The organism is Bradyrhizobium sp. BEA-2-5, assembly GCF_032918025.1.
Lineage (GTDB): Bacteria > Pseudomonadota > Alphaproteobacteria > Rhizobiales > Xanthobacteraceae > Bradyrhizobium > Bradyrhizobium pachyrhizi.
Genome location: NZ_CP136629.1, coordinates 8,248,394 through 8,269,283 on the forward strand (window position 1 = coordinate 8,248,394; position 20,890 = coordinate 8,269,283).

Sequence of the window (20,890 nt, forward strand, 5' to 3'; positions counted from 1 at the left end):
TTCGAATACATCATGCTTTGAAATGTCCGTCCCGTTTGTTCGTGGAGATGACATGGCCGCCGAAATTCGTACTTTCACCTGTTTAAACGACAATTTCGGTTATCTGATCCACGATGTGGAAACCAAGGCGACGGCATCGATCGACGCGCCGGAGGCCGGTCCCATCCTCGAGGCCCTGGAGCGCGAGGGCTGGCAGCTCACTGACATCCTGATCACCCATCATCATGGCGATCACGTCGGCGGGGTTGCCGAACTCAAGCAGAAATATGGCTGCCGCGTCGTCGCCCCGCGCGACCAGTCGGCCAAGATCGCCAATGTCGATCTGCGCGCCGCCAATGCCGATGTCATCAAGGTCGGCAGCCTGCTCGCACGCGTGGTGGAGACGCCCGGCCACACGCTCGACCACATCTCTTACGTGTTCGACACCGAGAAGACGGTCTTCGCCGCGGACACGCTGTTCTCGATCGGCTGCGGCCGCGTGTTCGAGGGCACCTATCCGATGATGTGGGATTCGCTTCTGAAGCTGCGGGCGCTGCCCGACGACTTCAAGCTCTATTGCGGCCACGAATACACCGCGTCCAACGTCAAGTTCGCGCTCACCATCGAGCCGGACAATGCGGCGCTGCAGAAGCGGGCCGAAGAAGTCACAAAACTTCGCGCCGAGAACAAGCCGACGATTCCGGTGCTGCTCGGCGACGAGAAGAACGCCAACGTCTTCCTGCGCGCCGATGAGCCGGCGGTCGCGGCAAAGCTGCACATGAAGGGCGCGGACGCCGCCGCGGTGTTCGGCGAACTGCGCGAGCGCAAGAATAAGTCGTGATGGCCGACCTCTCGGCTGCCGACATCATCGCGCGGCTCGCGCTGCAGCCGCATCCCGAGGGCGGGCACTATCGCGAGACGTTCCGCGACGCGCGCTGCGACGCCAACGGCCGCGCGCATTCGACCGCGATCTATTTCCTGCTCGCCCGCGGCGAGCGTTCGCACTGGCATCGCGTCGATGCGGTCGAGACGTGGCACTATTACGCCGGCGCGCCGCTGACGCTGCGGATTGCAGAGGACGGCGCTCCACATTCGATCACGCTCGGGCCGGATGTGGCGCGCGGCGAGCGGCCACAGGCAATCGTGCCGGCGGACGCTTGGCAGGCCGCGGAAAGCTGTGGCGACTGGACGCTGGTCGGCTGCACCGTCGCGCCGGGATTCGAGTTCGCAAAGTTCGAGCTGGCGCCAAAGGGCTGGGAGCCGGCTCCGTAAGAGCTCTCGTAGGATGGGTAGAGCGCAGCGAAACCCATCATCTCGCCGCGTGGATAGAAGTTGATGGGTTTCGCTTCGCTCTATCCATCCTTACGTTCTTTTTCGCAGCACCATGTCCTTCGCCGCGATCAGGCCGCCACCGGCGATCAGGATGGCGGCGATGGCGATGTTGGCGCTGGCCTTGGCAAAACCGGCGGCGATGAGGAAGCCGGTCGAGAGCAGCGGCGTCGCGTAGGAGGCGGCGCCGAGCACGCGGATGTCGCCGCGCTTCATGCCGATGTCCCAGGCGTAGAAGGCAGCGCCGACGGGCCCGATGCCGAGCGCGATCACGGAAAGCCATTGCAGCGTGGTCTCCGGCCACACGGTGGTCTCCACCATCATGTGCACCAGCGCCGCAAGCACGGCGGTCGCAAGGCAGAAGCCGGCCACCGCATCGGTCGGCACCGCCTTGAGCCGGCGCGACATCACCGAATAGGACGCCCACACGAACGCCGCGACGAAGGCGGCCGCGAAACCTGGAATCTGCTCTTTCGTGAAGGCGCCGGTGTTGCCGGCGAACAGCAGCACGGTGCCGGCGAGGCCGAGCAGCGCGCCGACGATGTGGTGCACCGCAAGCCGCTCGCCCGGCAGCAGCGAAGAGAACAGCACGATCAACAGCGGCCAGAGATAATTGAGCAGGCCGGCCTCGGCCGGCGGGGCGAAGCGCAGCGCCAGGAAATACAGCGCGTGATAGCCGAACAGCCCGCCGACGCCGACGACCCAGGCGACCGCCGGTTGCTTCAACGCGCCGAAGGCCGATGGACGCAACAGGAAGCTCGCGAACGCGACCGCGGCGCCGATCGCAAACGTCATGGCCGCAAGCTGGAACGCCGGTATGGCTCCGGTCGCCACCGTCATCACCGACAGCAGCGACCACATCAGGATCGCGGTCAATCCGACAAAGGTGGCAGTTCGGGTCGTCATCTCAATTCAATCCGTCGTGGCCGGCATGACTGTCGAAAGGACGGCGGTCTGCAGCCGCTCGCCGATGTCCCGGCCGGCCACGTCTTCCTTCGCGTGTGGCGCGTTGTAAAGACGAAAATGCCCGGCACAAGGCCGGGCATTCGCTACTTGATTGTGCGCGCCTGCGACGCGACGACGCTGCTCGCGTCAGGCGTGATACTGGCCGCCGTTGACGGTCAGGGTCGAGCCGGTGATGAAGCCGGCCTCGTCGGCCGCAAGGAACACGACCGCGCGCGCAATCTCTTCGGGCTCGCCGAGCCGGTTGGCCGGGATCTGCGGGATCACGTTCTTCTCCAAGACGTCCTTCGGCACCGCCTGCACCATTTCGGTGTTGATGTAGCCCGGGCAGATCGCATTGACGGTGATGCCGCCCTTGGCGTTCTCGAGCGCGAGCGCCTTGGTGAAGCCGACGTCGCCGGCCTTCGCCGCGGAATAGTTGACCTGACCGAACTGCCCCTTCTGGCCGTTGATCGACGAGATCGAGATGATGCGGCCGAACTTGCGCGCGCGCATGCCCTCGATGACCTGGCGCGTCATGTTGAACAGCGAGCCCAGATTGGTGTTGATGACGGCGGTCCACTGCTCGAGCGTCATCTTGTGGAAGGCGGTATCCCGGGTAATGCCGGCATTGTTGACGAGCACCTCGATCGGCCCGAGATCGGCTTCGACCTTCTTCACGCCCTCCGCGCAGGCGTCGAACGACGCGACGTCCCACTTGTAGACCGGAATCCCGGTCTCGGCCTTGAACTTCTCGGCCGCCGCATCGTTGCCGGCATAGTTCGCCGCGACCTTGTAGCCGGCGGCCTTCAGCGCCTTGCTGATCGCCGCACCGATGCCCCGCGTACCACCCGTGACCAATGCAACACGTGCCATGTCCGTTTCCTCCTTGGCCGTCTTTTATAACCGGATAACTCCGGCCTACGCACTCACAACCCCTCGAAACAAAAATGCCCGGCGCAAAGCCGGGCATCTTATTTATCAGCTCGCGCCGCGGTTGACAGATGATCTTTTCATCACCTAACCGGCCTCGCTGCCTTTTGTTCAGTCGCGTGCAACGCACATGGCGATGCCCATGCCGCCGCCGATGCACAGCGTGGCCAGGCCCTTCTTCGAATCACGCTTCTGCATTTCGTGCAGCAGCGTCACCAGCACGCGTGCGCCGGATGCGCCGATCGGATGGCCGATCGCGATCGCTCCGCCATTCACGTTGACCTTGGAGGTGTCCCAGCCGAGATCCTTGTTGACGGCGCAGGCCTGCGCCGCGAAGGCTTCGTTGGCCTCGATCAGGTCGAGATCGCCGACGCTCCAGCCGGCCTTCTTCAGCGCGGCGCGCGAGGCCGGGATCGGGCCCGAGCCCATGATCTTCGGATCGACGCCGGCCTGAGCCCACGACACGATGCGCGCGAGCGGCTTCTTGCCTTCCTTGGCCGCCTGCTTGGCGGTCATCAGCACCACCGCGGCGGCGCCGTCATTGATGCCGGAGGCCGAGCCCGCAGTGACCGTGCCGTCCTTCTCGAAGGCCGGCTTGAGCTTGGCCATCGCGTCGAGGGTGGCGCCATGACGCGGATATTCGTCGGCGCTGACGACGACGTCGCCCTTGCGGGTCTTGATGGTGACGGGCACGATCTCGTCGTTGAACCTGCCGGCCTTCTGCGCGGCCTCCGCCTTCTGCTGCGAAGCAACGGCGAACTCGTCCTGCTGGGCGCGGGTGATCTGCCACTGCCGTGCGACGTTCTCGGCGGTGTTGCCCATGTGGTAGCCGTTGAAGGCATCCCACAGGCCGTCCTTGATCATGGTGTCGACCAGTTCGAGGCCGCCCATCTTGACGCCGCCGCGCAGGTGCTGGGCGTGCGGGGCCATGCTCATGGATTCCTGGCCGCCTGCGACCACGATCTCGGAATCACCGTTGAGCAGCGCCTGATAGCCGAGCGCAACCGTGCGCAGGCCCGAGCCGCAAAGCTGGTTCACACCCCAGGCCGGGCTCTCCACCGGAATGCCGGCGGCGATCGAAGCCTGGCGGGCCGGGTTCTGGCCCTGGGCGGCGGTCAGGATCTGACCCATGATGACCTCGGAGACCCGGCCGGGCTCGATGCCACCGCGCTCCAGCGCGGCCTTGATGGCGATGGCGCCGAGATCGTGGGCGGGAAGGGTCGCGAACGCTCCGTTGAAGCTACCGACCGGGGTGCGGGCGGCGCTGACGATGACGACATCGTCTGACATGGGCATCTCCTATGGGTTGTAGCTGGGTTTCTCGACGGCGGGCGGCCGATTTGGCGGGCCTGTCTCTTGACGGCTATCCTGTAAACCTCATCGAGACATGTCAATCGCACTGTCGGGCAAATCGCGCCGCGACGCACTCAAAATGACGGCCTTGGCACTTTCCTGAGCAAATCCTATGCTTTGGAATTAACCGCATAGCACAAAACTGTAGCCGAACCGCTTTGAAAATGCTTACCTTTGCTGCGATGCGTTGCATTTTGCCCTGCGGCGATGCCGTAGGGTTCCAGGTTCTTCGGTGTTGAAGTGAGAGCCCATGGCGAAATCAGACCAACCCACCACCATCAAGAAATACGCGAACCGCCGGCTCTATAACACCGGAACGAGTACCTACGTGACGCTGGAAGACCTCGCCGCGATGGTCAAGGACGGCGAAGATTTCCTGGTCTATGACGCCAAGACCGGCGACGACATCACCCGCTCCGTGCTCGCCCAGATCATCTTCGAGCAGGAGAACAAGGCAGGCCAGAACCTGCTGCCGACCACCTTCCTGCGCCAGCTCATTCGCTTCTATGGCGACAGCATGCAGATGGTGGTGCCGAAATATCTGGAGCAGTCGATCGCGACGCTGACGCAGGAGCAGGAGAAGTTCCGCAAGCAGATCGCCAATACGCTGTCCGGCACTCCTTTTGCTCCGTTGGAGGAGCAGGTCCGCCGCAACATGGAGCTGTTCCAACAGACCTTCTCGATGTTCAAGCCGTTCGTGCCGCAACGCGGCGGCGGCGAGGCCGAGAAGGCGCCGGAGCCCACGCCCGATGACGGCAACATCGACGACCTTCGCCGCCAGATGAAGGACATGCAGGAACGCCTCGAGCGCATGTCGCAGCCGACGAAGAAGGACGAGTAGGTCGCTTCGCCGATCGGCCGGACTCACCGGCCGCTATCGTTTCGCGCAATCCTGACGGCGGCAACTCAGGCCGGCGTCAGGCGCCCCTTGCCCCGGGGAGCATGCTCTTGCGGACGATCGCGTGGACGCCCCAATTGCCGTCGGCAACCTGCGTGACGCCGAAATCGACGCCGAGCGAGATCAGCGCCAGCGCCTCATCCTCGCTGAGACGGTAGCACTCCATCAGGAATTTGCGCGTCGCCCGGAACGCATTGCGCAGCGCGAGATCGACCGACGAGCGCTGGTAGATTTCCGACTGCGCGTTGCGCCCGAGCTCGCGCAGATAATTGCCGTAGCTGAAGCCGTGCAGGATCCACTCCTCCGGCGTTTCCAACAGCGGGTGCGCGAGCCCTTCGACATGCGGCTTGGTCGCCCTGCCGCTCTTGTGCAGGATGAAGCGAAACTGGCCGGTGAGCGAAAGCTCGAGCGCGGTGCCGTTGACCTCGCCGTCGCCTTGCGCGAAGTGCGGATCGCCGATCGAGAACAGCGCGCCTGATACTGCGACCGGCAGATAGAGCGTGGTGCCCTTGGTGGCGCGCCAATTGTCGACATTGCCGCCGAAATAGCCGGGCGGAATCGAATCGATGATGTCGGATTCGCGCGGCGCCACCGCCATGAAGCCGAAATGCAGCCGTGCCGGAATCCGCACGCCGGCGAGCACGCCGGGCTGTTTCTCGACGGTGGCGTGATCGACCGGCACGCCGGGATAATCCATCGTCTCGTGGCGCACGCCGAACGGATCGGTCTGCGGCGTCCAGCGGTAGGAATAGACAGCGCGGGCCCACTCGGCCTCTGCATCGGTCTCGAAGATCGTGATGGTCTCGCGCTTGGCCGGCGGATCGATCAGATCGTTGTATTGAAAGCCCCACCAGGCCGCGGCATTGCTGCCGAACGACTTGCCGGCATAGGCCGGGTTGGCTGATGGCCGCGGCCAGATATCGAGGATCTGCACCTCGAGCACATCGCCCGGCTCCGCGCCGCAGACATAGATCGGTCCGGTGCAGATGTGCACGCCGAACCCCTCGCCGGCACCGCGGCCGAAGATCGAACCATCCATCGGGCCGGCGCCGCGCCGTTCGACCGACTTGCCCTCGGCGGTCCAGCGAAACACGCTCTCCGCACCCGGGTCGCCCTTGATCATGCGCTCATAATCATCGAATGCGTGCTGGGTCAGCGTCTCGATCGTCACCACCGCGCCCGACTGCACGCTCATGACCGGCGGGATGGCGCGGCTGAGATAGCCCCAATGCGCGGTCTCCCTGGACACCTTGAGATGGTGATGCGAGGCGCCCCGCCCTTCCGGTACAGCCGCCGGCAGTTCAACCGGCATGATCGGCTCCGGCGGCGCAACCGTCTCGCGCGCCACCGGGCTTGACGCGAGACTTGGCGCGAGCCGCAACACCGTTGCGGTGCCACGCGCCAGCCGCGGCCGGCCGCGCGTGCGCTCGCCCTCCACATCGCGCGGCACCGCCTTGCGGAAGTCGCGCGGCGAGGTGCCGTAGGTCGCGCTGAACATCCGGCTGAAATGGGCCTGATCGGTGAAGCCCCAGCGGTAGCTGATTTCGGCGATGCGCTGGTCGGCATAGTTCGGATCGATCAGATCGTTGCAGCAGCGTTCCAGCCGCCGCTCGCGCACATAGGCCGAGAACGTCGTGTTCTGCCGTTCGAACAGCCGTTGCAGATAGCGTTGCGACAGCCCCTCCTGCCGCGCGATGTCGGCGATGGTCAGGCCGGCATTGCCGAGCTGGGCCTCGATCGCGGCATCGACCCGGCGCAGATGGCCGGCCTGGACCTGCGTCATTGCCTCGGCATCGAGCCGCGTCTCGCCGAGCAGCGCGCCGGCGACGAGTTCGGTGACCGCGACCTCGGCGGTGGCAAGATCCGCCTTGTCCAGGATCGCGAAGTTGCCGCCCACGGTCCGCATTACCGGACGCACGGCCGCAGCCGCAATCGTCGCCCCGAGCACCGCCGGCAAACGCAGACGATTATGCCCGAGCCGGCCGAGCAAGCGCTCGCGCGGCAGTTCAAGCAGCAGGATCTCGAAATCCTCGCGCAAGGTCATGCGCCACGGCGATTGCAGGTCGCACACCGAGACGTCGTTGTCGGCGAACTCGCAGCTGCGCTGACCGGACGTGATGCTGCCGCGACCGTAGCCGTGGAAGATGATGGCGACCCGCGCCGGCATTCCCGGCGAGGCCGCATGACCGCTGCAGACGATCTGCTGCTCGGTCGAACGCAGCAGCGCGAGCTGGCCGCCGCTGGTCGAGCGCTTCGCGGTCAATTCGCCGAACTGGAATTGACCGGTCTCCGGCAATTCGCAATCGAGCTGCAGACCGGCCAGCGCCTCGCGCCAGACCTCCCGCCGGTTTTGCCGCGGGATCGCATCGACCGAAACCCGAAAGGTCGTCGCGACCATCACCCCTCCAGGCCGCAGCACCGCGGCCTTCCACTCACAGAGCCGTGAACGCAGCCTGCACCGATTGCAGGCAGGCGGCAAGCATGTTGCTGCGGCACATGTTGCCCAGCCGTCGTGCAACGCGCGGAAGCGGCCGCTTTCGCGTGGCAGCGCTATCAGCGGCGAACGCAGTGCAACTTGATCGCATGCGCCCAAATTCTTGACCGTTCCGGCCATGCCGCGATGCGAAGGCGGCCGCCGCAGATGCCTCGCACGCTGCCGCACAGGCCTTTGCGCTGCGAAGGCAGCAAGCGCGCCGACAAATTATTGGGCGCGCCCGGTCATGTCGGAGCGGCGCGGCGCCATGCACTCTCATGCGCACTTTCGATCCAAGGAGGAGCTCAAGATGTGCGCAGGTGACGACAAGAACTGCCCGGACTTCGAATTGCATCATCGACAGTTCAAGGAGACGCTCGACCGGGAACGCCGTTCGTTCTTGCGCTCGAGCTTCGCGGCGGCGGGCGGCGCCGCGGCGATGACCGCCGGCGGCATCTCGCTGGTGACGCCGAAAATGGCGGCCGCCGCCGAGAAGCATCAGCCGGCGCAGCGCGCCTATCACCACCTGCCGGCGAATGCCGACACCGTGCATTGGGGCTATTTCAGCAAGTCGCTGAAGCCGCGCGTCGAGATCAATTCCGGCGACTTCATCACCATCGAGGCGCTGACGCATCACGCCAATGACGATGCCGAGCGCATGGTCAAGGGCGATCCCGGCGTCGAGAGCGTCTATCTCTGGACCAAGGAGAAGAAGGGTGTGAACCGGCGCGGCGCCGGCCCGATGGATGCCTCGCTGTTCGGACGCGGCCCCGGCGAAGGCCTCGGCGTGCATATCTGTACCGGGCCGGTGTTCGTGCGCGGCGCCGAGGAAGGCGACGTGCTCGAGCTGCGCATCATCGACGTCGCGCCGCGGCCCTGCGCCAACCCGAAATATTCCGGCAAGGCGTTCGGCAGCAACGCTGCGGCATCGTGGGGCTTCCACTACAAGGATCTGCTCACCGAGCCGAAGCCGCGCGAGGTGGTCACCATCTACGAGGTCGACGCGACCGGCGAGCGCAACTGGGCGCGCGCCGTCTACAATTTCACCTGGACGCCGCAGACCGATCCGTCCGGCGTGGTGCACAAGACGATCGATTATCCCGGCGTGCCGGTCGATCATTCGACGGTCAAGGAGAACCACGGCATCCTGAAGAATGTGCGCATCCCGGTGCGTCCGCATTTCGGCGTGATCGGGCTCGCGCCGAAGGAGGCCGAGTTCGTCGATTCGATCCCGCCGAGCTACACCGGCGGCAACATCGACGATTGGCGCATCGGCAAGGGCGCCACGATGTATTACCCGGTGGCGGTCGAAGGCGGACTGCTGTCGGTCGGCGATCCCCATGCCGCGCAGGGCGACGGCGAGCTCAGCGGCACCGCGATCGAATGCTCGATGACCGGCACCTTCGAGGTCATCCTGCACAAGAAGGCCGACCTCGCCGGCACCAGCCTCGAAGGCCTCGACCACCCGATGCTGGAGACCCAGGACGAATGGCTGGTGCACGGCTTCAGCTATGCCAACTACCTCAGCGAGCTCGGAGCCGGCGCGCAGACCGAGATCTACAAGAAGTCGTCGGTCGACCTCGCTCTGCGCGATGCCTTCCGCAAGATGCGCAAATTCCTGATGACGACGAAGAAGCTGAGCGAGGACGAGGCGATCTCGCTGATGTCGGTCGGGGTCGATTTCGGCGTCACCCAGGTGGTCGACGGCAATTGGGGCGTCCACGCCACGATCCGCAAGAACATCTTCGCCGGCGGCGAGAGCTGAAGAGAATCTGGAGCGCGGTGATCAGCCGATCATCGCGCTTCAGCCCGTGGCGGGCACGGGCTTCTCCGCCGGCCCGTTCCACGGGCGGTCCGGCTGAGGCGAGCCCGATCAGGCGGCCCTGGATGTAGTCGCAGCCCCACTCACGCAGCATGCCTGCGGCTTCCTCGTCCTGCACCCATTCGGCGACCGTCTTGATGTCGAGGCGGCGGGCGAGGTCGATCAGGGTCTGCACGAAGGCGCGGTCGTCGGCCGAGCGGGTGACGTTCTGCACGAAGGCGCCGTCGATCTTCACGATGTCGACGCCGAGCTTGCGCAGGTTTCGGAACGAGGTGTAGCCGGCGCCGAAATCGTCGATGGCGATGCGGCTGCCGAAATTCTTCAGCCGCGTGACGAAGCCGCGGACGTCGTCGATGTCCTGGATCGCGACCGTCTCCGTGATCTCGACGATCAGCCGCTCGGCAACACCGGGATGCGCCAGCATCAGCGACTCGATCCCGGCCCACCAGTCCGGATCCATCGTCGTATCAGGCGAGATGTTGAGGCTGAGATGTTGGGCGCAGCGGCGAGCTCGGCGACCACGAGCTCGAGCACGCGGTGGTCGACCAGGCGGATCAGGCCGAGCCGCTCGGCGACCGGCACGATGTCGGGCGCGAGCAGCACCTGGCCATCGCCCTGGTCCATCCGCACCAGGCACTCGTGGAAGGCGGGCTGCCGCAGGCGCGCATCGACCACGGGCTCGAAGCCGATCACGATGCGGCGTTCGTTCAGCGCGGTGACGATCTCGTCGGTGACGCGGATGTTGACCCGGCGCTGCGCGTCGCGCTCAACATTCGGCTTCCACAGCGCGAACGATCCGGCGCGGCGGCTCTTGGCCGCGTCCAGCGTCTCCTGGGCGCGATTGACCGCCTCCTCCGCCGACCTCGCATGGCGCGGAATGGTGACGGCGCCGATCGACACCGTGACCGAGACCGGGCCGGATTTCGTCGGCACCACCTCGTCGCGGATGCCGGTGAGGAAGCGCTCGGCGGCGACGTTCATGTCGTCGACGGTACAGTTCTTCAGGATCAGGCCGAACTTGTTGCCGGAGAAGCGCCCGAGCACGTCGCCGCCGCGCAGGCGCGAACGAATGCGCCTGGCGACATCCAGGATCACGGCGTCGGCGACGTCGAAGCCGAAGGCGTCGTTGACGCGGGCGAGATGATCGATGCCGACCAGCATGAAGGCGCAGGAGCTGCGGAAGCGCGCGCACTCCTCCATCGTCTCGGCGAGCGAGGCGATCAGATGGGTGCGGTTGAGCTCGTTGGTCAGCGGATCGTGCCGCGACAGCTTCAACAGCTGCTCGTCGCGGGCATGCCGCTCATTGTTGATGCAGACGACGCCCTCTACGCGCGCCGGCCTGCCGTCGGCGCCGGCAAACCAGCAGCCGGTCTCCTCGATCCAGATCACCGGCGCTGACGTGACGGCCCGCACGCCATATTCGATCCGGTAGGGCATGCCCTCCCCGCTCCGCACCGGCGCCGGCGCACCGAGCGCATCGGATCGCACCGAGCGCGATGGCTCGATCAGCTTTGCAAGTTCGGCACCGCTCGCCAGCGCCGCGACCGGGATATCCGGGAAGACCGCCGCCACATTGTCGCTCCAGGCAATCGCATCGCTCGCCAGGTCCCAGGCGAATGTCGCTTGGCCGAGCGAGGCGAGGATGCTGGCAGCTGGCGGGACAGGGGGCATCGAACATGTCTCGATTTGGGACGGCGCCCGGTGATTCTACACGCTCTCAAGATAGTGGTTCCGGCGAATCCAACGCTAGGTGAAGTTGATAAATAATCTGGAAACCACGTTTTCGACTGTCCGGGAACGAACTGGGGACGGCGGGCATGACCCTTGCCACGGGGGTGTTGCGGAGGGACGCGACGTCCCAAACTATGACGCTCCAACGGGTCGCAGACGATGCAGGATATCGATCAATCGGAAATCCTCGACGGTGAGTGCACCGGCGATGCTGCGGCGGCCAGCACGGCGCTGGTGCCGCTGGCCGCGACCACCCATTGGGCGCCCAAGATCCCGCTGCCGCATGCCGATCCGTCGTTTGTGGCCCACCTGATCGCGACCGCCGCACACGAACCGCAGACGCGCGGGCAGCGGCGTGGGTCATTGGCCGACGCGCAGAGCGCTTACGGTCCGCATGTCGACGAACGCCGCAGCGTGGCGCGGCGGACCCGGCAGATCATCTAGAAAAATATCAGCGCTGCGGCGGGTCCGACGGCGGATGGCCGCCCGGCTGCAAATCCGGCGAAGCGACGGTCGGCTTCGGCGCGGACTGATCGAGCAGCACGGATTCCGCGACCGATGTCGCCGGGGGAACCGGTGCGGCCGGCGGCGCGGCAGGCGCCGGTGCGGCGACGGGCGCGGGCTCGGAACGCGGCGCGGGCGGCGCTGCCGGCGCGGGCTGCGGCGCCTCGCGCTGCGGCCTGCTGACGCTTGGTGCCGCAGGCGCGACCACCGCACGGCGGCGGGTGCGCAGCGCAATTCCGGAGATGAAATCGACCAGCGCCAGCAGCGCGAGCAGGCCATAGGTCGAGTTGCCGAATTTCGGCCAGAGCACGAATTCGGCGGCGGCGGCGCCGAACACGATCAGCGACAGCAGATGGTCGGTGAGATATTTCGCGCCGGGGCGCGCGCCCTTGATGACCTCGAGCAGCAACAGCAGCACGGCGGCCGCGAGCAGCATGTCGCTGAGCGTGATCTGCCACTGCTCGCCCGACAGCAATGTCAGCCTGATCAGCGGGTCGGAGAAGGACACGCTGGGCATCAGGAAGGCGATGATGTTGTAGACCGCGAGCGGAATCAGAAGCAGCGGGAAACCGACCATCGGGGCTTGCGCCTTATTCAGGGAGAACCAGCAATGCGGCGGTGCTCATTGGCCTCGCCGCGGACGCGCCCGTCTTGGCCGCACTCGTTGACCGAATTCAGGCGCCGCGCCGCATGGCTGCGGCGCGTAGGCCGAATGTCCATTCAGGACTCTTTCTTCTTCAGGACCTGACGGCCCTTGTACATGCCGGTCTTGAGGTCGAGATGGTGCGGACGACGGAGCTCGCCGGAGTCCTTGTCTTCCACATAGGTCGGCTTCTTGATGGCGTCAGCCGAGCGGCGCATGCCACGGCGCGACGGCGAGGTTTTTCTTCTCGGAACGGCCATGACGGTGTCCTCTAGGGGTGTTGCGGAGGCATCGTCCGAAATGCGGACGGCTCAGCGCTTCGAAGCGCAAGCTGCGATGCCGGTAAGGCCGCGCTTATAGAGGAAGGCATCGCGTAAAGCTAGGGTCCGAGCCAGCAAAAAGCGCCCGAAAAGGCCCTCAGGAGCCGCGATTTTCGCGCCAGCAACGCTCCACCGCGTTGGCCCGGGCCATATAGGTGGCAGACAGCCTGCGGACCCCCGGCCCCGGGTTCCGGGCGCTTCTTTTGACCGGATTCGGCAGGATCGCCGCCAAAAGCGCGGCCTCGCGGGCTGACAGCGCCGCGGCGGACCTGCCAAAGGCATATTGGGCGCCGGCCTCGGCGCCGAACTGGCCGGACGGGCCCATTTCGGCGATGTTGAGGTAAATCTCCAGGATCCGCGGCTTGGGCAGGACGAGATCGATCCAGAGCGCCAGCGGGAATTCCAGCGCCTTGCGAATCACGCTGCGGCCGGACCACAGGAACAGGTTCTTGGCGACCTGCTGGGTGATGGTCGAGCCGCCGCGGGCCACCTCGCCATCCTCGGCGTCGTCGATCGCCTCGCGCAACGCGCCCCAATCGATGCCGTGATGCTTGCAGAAATGGGCATCCTCGGAGCCGACCACGGACCGCACCAGATAGGGCGACATCGCGCCGAAATCGATCCAATGCCGCGTCACCGGGGCCCCGCGCAGGATCCGCCAGGCCATCAGCGTCGAAACCGGATGGCCGGTGCGGTAGAACGGCGCGACCAGATACGGCAGCAACAGCAGGGCCAGCAAAAGCAGCAATAAAATTCGGACGATGCGCAAAACGAGGGTTTCCGGGGAGGACCATTCCAGGAAGGATTTGGGACCCGCCCGCCAGAACACGGCCGGCGCCGTCGACGTCTGCGGGATAATTCACGGTTTTTCCAGCACTTTTAAGGCGCATTCCGTCGCAGGGCGGGAATTGACGAAGCCGATGCCATCAACGATTGTCCGGCCGAAAATCGATCTGGAGCAATTCTTAATGACGACCGGTACTGCAGAGTTTTCCAAGCGGCTGGACCAGACCGCGGAGGATACCGAAGCCCTGCTCGCCAAACTGCTGTCCGACACGACCGAAAGCGACGAGATCGTGCGCCCGAAGCGGCTGATCGAGGCCATGCGCTATTCGAGCCTGAATGGCGGCAAGCGTCTGCGGCCGTTCCTGGTGGTCGAAAGCGCCGCCGTGTTCGGCGTGCCGCGCGAGGCGGCCCTGCTCGCCGGCGCGGCGCTCGAATGCATCCACTGCTATTCGCTCATCCATGACGACCTGCCGGCGATGGACAATTCGGACCTGCGCCGCGGCCGCCCCACCCTGCACAAGAAGACCGATGACGCGACCGCGATCCTCGCCGGCGACGGCCTGCTGACGCTCGCCTTCGACATCATCACCCGCGACGAGATCCACAAGGACGCCCAGGTCCGCCTGCTCCTGACCCGCGCGCTGGCGCGGGCCGCCGGCATCGGCGGCATGGTCGGCGGCCAGATCCTCGACCTCGCCGGCGAAGGCCGCTTCGGCGGCAACGAGCCGATCGATGTCGCCCGCATTCAGCAGATGAAGACCGGCGCGCTGCTGCGCTACGGCTGCATCGCCGGCGCGATCCTCGGCCAGGCCTCGCAAAAGGAATATCAGGCGCTCGACGATTACGGACGCGCGCTCGGCGAAGCCTTCCAGATCGCCGACGATCTGCTCGACGTCGAAGGCGATGCGGCCGCGCTCGGCAAACCCTCCGGCCAGGACGCAGCGCTCGGCAAGACCACCTTCGTCACCCAGCTCGGCATCGAAGGCGCCAAGCAGCGCGTGCGCGACTTGCTCGCGCGCGCCGATGCCGCGCTGTCGGTGTTCGGCGACCGCGGCGATGTGCTGCGCGCGGCCGCCCGCTTCGTCGCCGAGCGCAAGAACTAGCCGAAAGCGGCGCGAAATGAACAAGGAGATCGACGACCGCCTTGTTCGCTTCCGCAAGCTGCCGCTGCCGGTCCGCGTCATCGTGGGCCGGCCGCGCACGTTCGGCTCGATCGCCTTTGGCATCCTGGCTGCGCTGCTGGTGCCGGGAGCACCGCGCATCGTCACGCGCCTGCTCGCGGGCTGGGATGCCTTCGCCGCGCTGTATCTTGTGCTCGCCTATGTGATGATGCTGCGCTGTGGCGTCGCCCATATCAAACGAAGCGCCATCCTCCAGGACGACGGCCGTTTCCTGATCCTGCTGCTGACCGCGTTCGGCGCGCTGGCGAGCCTCGCGGCCATCGTGTTCGAGCTCGGCGCATCGAAGGGGAGCCCGGCCGGACTGGCGCTGGCAATCGTCACCATCACGCTGTCATGGGCCGTGGTGCACACGGCGTTCGCGCTGCACTACGCCCATGAGTATTACCGCGGCAAGACGCCCGGCGGATTGCAGTTTCCGAGCGGCGCTGAACATGTCGACGCCGATTACTGGGATTTCGTCTATTTCTCCTTCGTGATCGGCATGACCGCGCAGGTCTCCGACGTCGGCATCACCGACAAGACCATTCGCCGCACCGCGACGGCGCACGGCATCGTGTCCTTCATCTACAACACGGCATTGCTGGCGCTGACGGTGAACATCGCGGCGAGCGCGATCTCGCCGCACCGGCTGATGAAATGCCGTGCGCAAGGCGGTCGGCAAGGAGTACAAGCAGCACGCCGATGACGTCGCGCGAATTTATTCCCCGCCTTGCGTCACGTGCTCTTGATATTGCGGCAGATCGTCCGATATCGCGTACCACGGCGCCTTGGAGCCGACGAAGATGTGGGCGGTCGGCCGGATCGCCGGCGCATCGCGCAGCGTGCCCATCGCGACATGGACATAGGCGCCGTCGCGGACCTGCGAATAGAGCAGCGAGCCGCAGCGGCCGCAATGCGCGTCGTGGGTGAGCTCGTCGCCATAGATCAGGAGCCCATCAGCGCCGCTGACCACGGTGAATTTGTCGCGCGCGATTCCTGCGAACGGCTTGAACGCCGATCCCGTGGTGCGCCGGCAGTTCGAGCAGTGACAATTGAGCGCATAGGCAAACGCGTCGGCCACCTCGTAGCGCACGTCGCGGCAGAAGCATTCGCCGGTCAGGATATGTTCGTTCGAATTTACAGATGCGGTCACAACTCATCCCTCACGCAGAATTTTGTCGCCGGCCATGGCGCAATCCGGCGGTTCATGGCTAAATCCTAGAGCCCTTTCCGTTCCAATTGAATCGGAACAGGGGCTCTAGATTCGAGCTTTGACGCGTTTTCTCCACGCGAACCGGCACCCGCTTCGCTCGAAAACGCTCCAGCCGATCCAATCCTGCCGGGAGGACCAACCAATGAGCCAAGATCGATCCAGCGTCGAAAGCGTCGTGCAAACCTATTTCGACGGTCTCTACGAGAGCAACGCCGACAAGCTCGCCGAGGCTTTTCATCCGAGCGCCGATCTGCGCTGGGTCGAGAAGGGCGAGCTTCAGGTTCTGACCGTACCCGACTGGCTCGATCGCGTCCGCAAGCGCGCCTCGGCCAAAGCCGAGGGCAAGCCGCGCGAGGATTTCGTCGTCACCATCGACCGTTCCGACGACAAGACCGCCTTCATCAAGGTGCGCTGCCAGCTGCCGCCGCGCTATTTCACCGACTATCTGGTGGCGATGAAGCTCGCCGACGGCTGGCAGATCGTGTCGAAATCGTACCGCTACGACCTCAGGGATTGATCGACCGGGCGCGGCGCGCCCCGTGACGGCTTTGTGACACGCCCCTCGCGGTCCGGCTCCGGCCGGACCGCATTGACTGGCGGTGGTTTCCGGGCGAATTGAGCCCGTTATGGAAGCCAAGTTTCAGATTTTTCTTACTTTGCTCGGCGTGCTGGCGGGAACCGCCCTGGTGGCGCGGCGAACCGATATCGCGCCCGCGATTCTGCTGATGCTGGCCGGCGTCGGCCTGGCCTTCGTGCCGGGCATGCCGCCGGTCGAGCTGCCGCCGGAACTGGTTCTCTTGATGGTCCTGCCGCCGCTGATCTACTCGGCGAGCGTCGCCATGAGCTGGCGCGAGTTCAAGAACAATTTGCGCCCGATCGTGCTGCTGTCGGTCGGCTGCGTGATCTTCACCGCCTTCATGGTCGCAACCGCGACCCACTATCTGATCGGCCTGCCCTGGGGCATCGGCTTCCTGCTCGGCGCCATCGTCGCGCCGCCGGACGTGGTCGCGCCGCTGGCGATCGCCCGCAGGCTCGGCATGCCACGCCGCATCCTGGTGGTGCTCGAGGGCGAAGGGCTCGCCAATGACGCGACCGCGCTGATCCTCTACCGCTTCGCGCTCGCCGCGATCACCACCGGGCTGTTCTCGCTGCCGAAGGCGACCGGCACTTTCCTCGTCATCGTCGCCGGCGAGATCGCGTTCGGCACCGCGGTCGGCTGGCTCAGCCTGCGCGCCCGCCGCCGCGCCAGGGATCCGCAGGTCGAGCTGACATTGTCGCTGATCACACCCTACGTCTCCTACTGGCTGCCCGAACATGTCGGCGGCTCCGGCGTGATCGCGACCGTCGCCTGCGGCCTCTACGTGAGCTGGAACGGGCCGCTGCTGATCTCGTCGGCAACGCGCCTGCAGGGCATCTTCTTCTGGGATCTGGTGATCTATCTGATCGAGGGCATGCTGTTCCTGCTCACCGGCTTCCAGATGCGCGCGCTCTACGAGAAGTCGAAGTCCTTCCCGCTCGACGACATTCTCATCGCGACCGTGCTGGTCGCCGTCATCGTGATCGTGGCGCGCTTCATCTGGGTGTTTCCCGGCACCTATCTGCCGCGCTGGATCAGCGCCCGCGTGAGCGAGCGCGATCCGCTGCCGTCGTGGCGGGCGGCGTTCGTGCTCGCCTTCACCGGCGTGCGTGGCGCCGTGTCGCTGGCGGCCGCGCTGGCGCTGCCGTTCACGCTGCCTGATGGCGAGGCCTTTCCGTATCGCGACCTGATCCTGTTCGTCGCCTTCGGCGTCATCTTCGTCACGCTGATCGGCGTCGGCCTGACGCTGCCGCCGGTCGTGCGCTGGCTCGGCGTCGCCAGGGACGGACGCAGCGAGCACATCGCCGAGCACGAGCAGGAGATCGCGGCGCGGCGCGAGGCGCTGAACGCCGCGCTGAAGTCGCTCGATGCCATCACCGACGACCGCGAGCTTTCCGACGAGGTGATCAAGCTTTTGCGCTCACGGCACGAGATCCGCATCAACCAGCTGCCCGACTCGCTCAATCCCGACACCCACGACGTCTCCGCCACCGGCACCGAGCTGACGCGGGAGCTGATCGCCTCCGAGCGCAAGTTCATCCACATGCTGCTGCGCGACGGCAAGATCACCGACGAGACAAGGCGGCGCATCGAGCGCGACCTCGACCTCGAGGAAGCGAGCCTCGCCAACCGCGAGTATCGAAGGATTCCGCTGTAGCGGTACCCCCTTCGTCGTCCCGGGCAAGCGAAGCGCGACCCGGGACCCATAACCACCGATCGATGTTGTTGGACCAGGCTGCGGCCACAGCCCATTCCAACAATTTCCAACTGTGGTTATGGGTCCCTGCTTTCGCAGGGACGACAGTAGTGATCACTCCGCCGCGGCGTTCTGGCCGGGACCGCCGACGAAGCCGGCGGGATCGCCGAACCGCTCGATCATCACGGCGGCGAGGTCCTTGGTCTTGCTGGTGACGCAGGCGCCGGAGCGCACGGTGTAGCGGTCCTGATGCCGAGCATGCGGCGGCGCCTCGCCCTTCTGCAGCGCGCGGGCCGCTTCCATCACCAGCTTGCGGAAATGCATGATGCCGAGATCAGTCGGGCCGAGATGCTCGCGGGTACGATCGGCGATCGGGCCCTGGCTGTCCTGCACCGCGGCGTCCTGCTCGGAGACGCCCTTGATGCCGGTGTAGCTCTTGGTCCGCTGTAGCCTGCGGTCGATCAGATAGTCGTTGGCCTTGTTGCGCAGCGGCACGTAGTTCTCGTCGACGACAGCCATCACGCCGTTGCCGTTGGCATAACCTTCCCGCTCGGCATCGGTCAGCGGCCGGTGCGGATTCCAGGCATAGGTGTAGATCCAGCAATTGGTGTCGGTGACCGGCACGAAGGTCTGGCCGAACATGTTCTCGCCCGGCATCGAGCTCGGCGCGTAGCTGTGGAACGGCATCAGGAACTGGGCGATGCGCCAGTAGATATTGTCGCTGCCGGTGAGCCGTCCGCCGGCCACCGTGAGACCCGCTTCATGCGGATTGATCTTGATCACCGGGCGCGGATCCTCGGCGATCCAGCGCATGTGATCGGTCGCGACCCGCGTCAGCGGGTTCACGAAATGCTTCTTGATGTCGAGGATCTCGTTCTCCTCCTTCTCGAAGGAGAGATGCGCGAAGGTGAAATGCGCGGTGTCGATCGAACCTTCCACCGCCTGCACCCAGTTGCAGTCCTGCCACTTCTTGGTGACGAAGCGGTGCGAGGCCGGCAGCAGCGCCATCTCCAGCGCCGGCAGTTCGGGCATCTGATCGGCCGGGCCCATATAGGCCCAGATCATGTCGCCCCATTCGCGCACCGGATAGGACTTGATCCGGATCAGGTCCTTTGCGTTGAGGTCGGGATACGACGTCGGCATGTCGACGCAGCGGCCGTCGGTGTCGAACTTCCAGCCGTGATAGACGCAGCGGATGCCGCATTCCTCGTTGCGGCCGAGCCAGAGATTGGCGCCGCGATGCGGGCAGTATTGGTCGATGACGCCGACCACGCCTCTCGTGTCGCGGAAGGCGAGCAGCTCCTCGCCCATCACCACGATCTTCTTCGGATCGCTGTCCGGCTCCGCCAGCTCCTCCGACAGCAGCACCGGAATCCAGAACCGCCGCAGCAACTCGCCCATGCCGGTCCCCTCACCGGATTCGGTGAGGAATTTGTTGTCCTCGGCGCGAAGCATGGGCGGTCTCCCGATTTTATTTTCGTTGCAGTTCGTAGGATGGGTGGAGCGCGGCGATACCCATCACACTTGCATCCACGCAATGAGAGGATGGGTTTCGCTGCGCTCTACCCATCCTACGCACCACGCAATTTCTCACCCCGGCCGCTCCCCCTTCACCGTCACGCGCGTGCCCGAGCGCGTGTGCGGCCAGTAGTCCCACATTGCACGGTGCTGGGTGCAGCGGTTGTCCCAGAAGGCGATGGCGTTCTCGGTCCAGCGGAAGCGGCACTGGAACAGCGGGTTCTCGGCGTGCTGGTAGAGATAAGCCAGCATCGCATCGCTCTCGTCGCGCGGGATGCCGTTGATGTGGCGGGTGAAGCCGCGGTTGACGTAGAGCGCCTTCCTGCCCGTGACCGGATGCGTGCGCACCACAGGATGCTCGGCATGCGGATAGGACGGACGGTCGGCGACGCCGTAATTGGCGTAGAGCCCGCGATAGATCGGCTCGCCATCGTGCAGCGCGGTGAGCCCGTCGAGATAGGCCTTCATGCGGTCCGACAGCGCCTCATAGGCCGCGTACATGTTGGCGAACAGCGTGTCGCCGCCGCGCGGCGGACATTGCCTGATGTAAAGGATCGAGCCCATCGGCGGCTCGAGATCGCAGGACACGTCGGAGTGCCAGCCCTCGCCGTTAGCCCGCGGCGAGTTCTTGTCGGCGTAGATCTTCATCAATGCCGGGTCTTCGTCCTCGTGCGGTGCGGCGGGATGGAAATGCAGCTCGCCGAACTTGCGTCCGAAGGCGAGATGCTGCTGCGGCGTGATGTGCTGGTCGCGGAAGAAGATGACGAGGTTTTCGGCAAGCGCGCGGTGAATCTCGTCCATCTGCCGGTTGGAGCGGGTGTCGCCCTCGACGAGCGCGCCGATATCGACGCCCGAGATTTCCGCGCCGATGATGGGCGTCAGCTTCTCGACGCCGATGGTCTCATAGGGCTCGGATTGGTCGGCGAGGTGGCGGTAGCGCGGGCCTTGCTTGCCGGACAGCGAGCTCATGGGCGTTCTCCCGATGGTTCTTGTTTTGACCATCGTAGCCCGGA

At 65.5% G+C, this 20,890-nt stretch carries 19 protein-coding genes and 1 pseudogene; 9 read left to right on the forward strand and 11 right to left on the reverse strand.

All coding sequences use genetic code 11. The features are described from left to right. Positions 1-52 precede the first annotated feature (52 nt). Together gloB and RX327_RS38490 are read left to right on the forward strand one after the other, a co-directional pair. On the forward strand, positions 53-820 hold the full coding sequence (gene gloB, locus RX327_RS38485; RefSeq protein WP_317248998.1) for a hydroxyacylglutathione hydrolase: 768 nt from the start codon (positions 53-55) through the stop codon (positions 818-820). Then, positions 820-1,251 carry a cupin domain-containing protein gene (locus tag RX327_RS38490; RefSeq protein WP_317248999.1) on the forward strand — a complete coding sequence of 144 codons (432 nt, stop codon included), beginning with the start codon at positions 820-822 and terminating at the stop codon, positions 1,249-1,251. Before gloB ends, RX327_RS38490 begins: the two co-directional genes overlap by 1 nt. 90 nt (positions 1,252-1,341) lie before the next feature. Here RX327_RS38490 and RX327_RS38495 read toward each other — a convergent pair whose 3' ends face one another. The 3 genes from RX327_RS38495 to RX327_RS38505 form a co-directional block, all read right to left on the reverse strand. Further along, entirely contained in the window at positions 1,342-2,214 is an 873-nt protein-coding gene (locus RX327_RS38495; protein ID WP_317249000.1) for a DMT family transporter, read from the reverse strand. 186 nt (positions 2,215-2,400) lie between these two features. Further along, positions 2,401-3,126, reverse strand: a complete 726-nt coding sequence (gene phbB, locus RX327_RS38500; RefSeq protein ID WP_317249001.1) for an acetoacetyl-CoA reductase — start codon at positions 3,124-3,126, stop codon at positions 2,401-2,403. 168 nt (positions 3,127-3,294) lie between these two features. After that, positions 3,295-4,473, reverse strand: a complete 1,179-nt coding sequence (locus RX327_RS38505; RefSeq protein ID WP_317249002.1) for an acetyl-CoA C-acetyltransferase — start codon at positions 4,471-4,473, stop codon at positions 3,295-3,297. 313 nt (positions 4,474-4,786) lie between these two features. On the opposite strand from RX327_RS38505, the gene phaR reads away from it, so the two are divergent. Beyond that, positions 4,787-5,377 carry a polyhydroxyalkanoate synthesis repressor PhaR gene (phaR, locus tag RX327_RS38510; protein WP_317249003.1) on the forward strand — a complete coding sequence of 197 codons (591 nt, stop codon included), beginning with the start codon at positions 4,787-4,789 and terminating at the stop codon, positions 5,375-5,377. A 76-nt stretch (positions 5,378-5,453) separates the two neighbouring features. Here phaR and RX327_RS38515 read toward each other — a convergent pair whose 3' ends face one another. After that, positions 5,454-7,832 (reverse strand): acetamidase/formamidase family protein, encoded by a 2,379-nt coding sequence (locus RX327_RS38515; protein WP_317249004.1) that lies wholly within the window; start codon positions 7,830-7,832, stop codon positions 5,454-5,456. Positions 7,833-8,217: 385 nt separating this feature from the next. Between RX327_RS38515 and RX327_RS38520 the strand changes: the two genes are divergently transcribed. Continuing rightward, on the forward strand, positions 8,218-9,672 hold the full coding sequence (locus tag RX327_RS38520; RefSeq protein WP_317249005.1) for an acetamidase/formamidase family protein: 1,455 nt from the start codon (positions 8,218-8,220) through the stop codon (positions 9,670-9,672). Between the two features lie 39 nt (positions 9,673-9,711). On the opposite strand, the pseudogene RX327_RS38525 reads toward RX327_RS38520, so the two are convergent. Beyond that, positions 9,712-11,400, reverse strand: a pseudogene (locus RX327_RS38525) (putative bifunctional diguanylate cyclase/phosphodiesterase). 219 nt (positions 11,401-11,619) lie between these two features. Between RX327_RS38525 and RX327_RS38530 the strand changes: the two are divergent. Further along, positions 11,620-11,904 (forward strand): hypothetical protein, encoded by a 285-nt coding sequence (locus RX327_RS38530; RefSeq protein ID WP_028337345.1) that lies wholly within the window; start codon positions 11,620-11,622, stop codon positions 11,902-11,904. Between the two features lie 7 nt (positions 11,905-11,911). Here RX327_RS38530 and RX327_RS38535 read toward each other — a convergent pair whose 3' ends face one another. From RX327_RS38535 to mtgA, 3 genes are all read right to left on the reverse strand, one after another. Further along, positions 11,912-12,541, reverse strand: a complete 630-nt coding sequence (locus RX327_RS38535; RefSeq protein WP_317249006.1) for a hypothetical protein — start codon at positions 12,539-12,541, stop codon at positions 11,912-11,914. A gap of 143 nt (positions 12,542-12,684) precedes the next feature. Further along, entirely contained in the window at positions 12,685-12,867 is a 183-nt protein-coding gene (rpmF, locus tag RX327_RS38540; RefSeq protein ID WP_007598106.1) for a 50S ribosomal protein L32, read from the reverse strand. A gap of 157 nt (positions 12,868-13,024) precedes the next feature. Further along, positions 13,025-13,696 (reverse strand): monofunctional biosynthetic peptidoglycan transglycosylase, encoded by a 672-nt coding sequence (gene mtgA / locus RX327_RS38545; RefSeq protein ID WP_317249007.1) that lies wholly within the window; start codon positions 13,694-13,696, stop codon positions 13,025-13,027. Positions 13,697-13,895: 199 nt separating this feature from the next. Between mtgA and RX327_RS38550 the strand changes: the two genes are divergently transcribed. Both RX327_RS38550 and RX327_RS38555 read left to right on the forward strand, forming a co-directional pair. Then, positions 13,896-14,816 carry a farnesyl diphosphate synthase gene (locus RX327_RS38550; RefSeq protein WP_317249008.1) on the forward strand — a complete coding sequence of 307 codons (921 nt, stop codon included), beginning with the start codon at positions 13,896-13,898 and terminating at the stop codon, positions 14,814-14,816. Between the two features lie 16 nt (positions 14,817-14,832). Further along, positions 14,833-15,579 (forward strand): DUF1345 domain-containing protein, encoded by a 747-nt coding sequence (locus tag RX327_RS38555; RefSeq protein ID WP_317249009.1) that lies wholly within the window; start codon positions 14,833-14,835, stop codon positions 15,577-15,579. A gap of 12 nt (positions 15,580-15,591) precedes the next feature. Here RX327_RS38555 and RX327_RS38560 read toward each other — a convergent pair whose 3' ends face one another. Then, the gene (locus RX327_RS38560; RefSeq protein WP_050387770.1) at positions 15,592-16,026 is read right to left on the reverse strand and encodes a GFA family protein; all 435 of its coding nucleotides are present in this window, start codon (positions 16,024-16,026) and stop codon (positions 15,592-15,594) included. 202 nt (positions 16,027-16,228) lie between these two features. Between RX327_RS38560 and RX327_RS38565 the strand changes: the two genes are divergently transcribed. After that, the gene (locus RX327_RS38565; protein ID WP_317249010.1) at positions 16,229-16,603 is read left to right on the forward strand and encodes a nuclear transport factor 2 family protein; all 375 of its coding nucleotides are present in this window, start codon (positions 16,229-16,231) and stop codon (positions 16,601-16,603) included. A 109-nt stretch (positions 16,604-16,712) separates the two neighbouring features. Next, a complete protein-coding gene (locus tag RX327_RS38570) occupies positions 16,713-18,320 on the forward strand; it encodes a Na+/H+ antiporter (RefSeq protein ID WP_317249011.1) in 1,608 nt (535 codons plus the stop codon). Between the two features lie 153 nt (positions 18,321-18,473). Here RX327_RS38570 and RX327_RS38575 read toward each other — a convergent pair whose 3' ends face one another. Continuing rightward, positions 18,474-19,814, reverse strand: a complete 1,341-nt coding sequence (locus RX327_RS38575; protein ID WP_050387772.1) for a Rieske 2Fe-2S domain-containing protein — start codon at positions 19,812-19,814, stop codon at positions 18,474-18,476. Between the two features lie 135 nt (positions 19,815-19,949). Beyond that, complete coding sequence (locus RX327_RS38580; RefSeq protein ID WP_317249012.1) at positions 19,950-20,846, reverse strand: TauD/TfdA dioxygenase family protein; 897 nt, start codon at positions 20,844-20,846, stop codon at positions 19,950-19,952. Positions 20,847-20,890: the final 44 nt, after the last annotated feature.

Bases quoted from the DNA above. Each gene is read 5' to 3' on its own strand.
- gloB (WP_317248998.1), top strand. From the start codon at position 53: ATGGCCGCCGAAATTCGTACTTTCACCTGTTTAAACGACAATTTCGGT.
- RX327_RS38490 (WP_317248999.1), top strand. From the start codon at position 820: ATGGCCGACCTCTCGGCTGCCGACATCATCGCGCGGCTCGCGCTGCAG.
- RX327_RS38495 (WP_317249000.1), bottom strand. From the start codon at position 2,214: ATGACGACCCGAACTGCCACCTTTGTCGGATTGACCGCGATCCTGATG.
- phbB (WP_317249001.1), bottom strand. From the start codon at position 3,126: ATGGCACGTGTTGCATTGGTCACGGGTGGTACGCGGGGCATCGGTGCG.
- RX327_RS38505 (WP_317249002.1), bottom strand. From the start codon at position 4,473: ATGTCAGACGATGTCGTCATCGTCAGCGCCGCCCGCACCCCGGTCGGT.
- phaR (WP_317249003.1), top strand. From the start codon at position 4,787: ATGGCGAAATCAGACCAACCCACCACCATCAAGAAATACGCGAACCGC.
- RX327_RS38515 (WP_317249004.1), bottom strand. From the start codon at position 7,832: ATGGTCGCGACGACCTTTCGGGTTTCGGTCGATGCGATCCCGCGGCAA.
- RX327_RS38520 (WP_317249005.1), top strand. From the start codon at position 8,218: ATGTGCGCAGGTGACGACAAGAACTGCCCGGACTTCGAATTGCATCAT.
- RX327_RS38530 (WP_028337345.1), top strand. From the start codon at position 11,620: ATGCAGGATATCGATCAATCGGAAATCCTCGACGGTGAGTGCACCGGC.
- RX327_RS38535 (WP_317249006.1), bottom strand. From the start codon at position 12,541: ATGGTCGGTTTCCCGCTGCTTCTGATTCCGCTCGCGGTCTACAACATC.
- rpmF (WP_007598106.1), bottom strand. From the start codon at position 12,867: ATGGCCGTTCCGAGAAGAAAAACCTCGCCGTCGCGCCGTGGCATGCGC.
- RX327_RS38550 (WP_317249008.1), top strand. From the start codon at position 13,896: ATGACGACCGGTACTGCAGAGTTTTCCAAGCGGCTGGACCAGACCGCG.
- RX327_RS38555 (WP_317249009.1), top strand. From the start codon at position 14,833: ATGAACAAGGAGATCGACGACCGCCTTGTTCGCTTCCGCAAGCTGCCG.
- RX327_RS38565 (WP_317249010.1), top strand. From the start codon at position 16,229: ATGAGCCAAGATCGATCCAGCGTCGAAAGCGTCGTGCAAACCTATTTC.
- RX327_RS38570 (WP_317249011.1), top strand. From the start codon at position 16,713: ATGGAAGCCAAGTTTCAGATTTTTCTTACTTTGCTCGGCGTGCTGGCG.
- RX327_RS38575 (WP_050387772.1), bottom strand. From the start codon at position 19,814: ATGCTTCGCGCCGAGGACAACAAATTCCTCACCGAATCCGGTGAGGGG.
- RX327_RS38580 (WP_317249012.1), bottom strand. From the start codon at position 20,846: ATGAGCTCGCTGTCCGGCAAGCAAGGCCCGCGCTACCGCCACCTCGCC.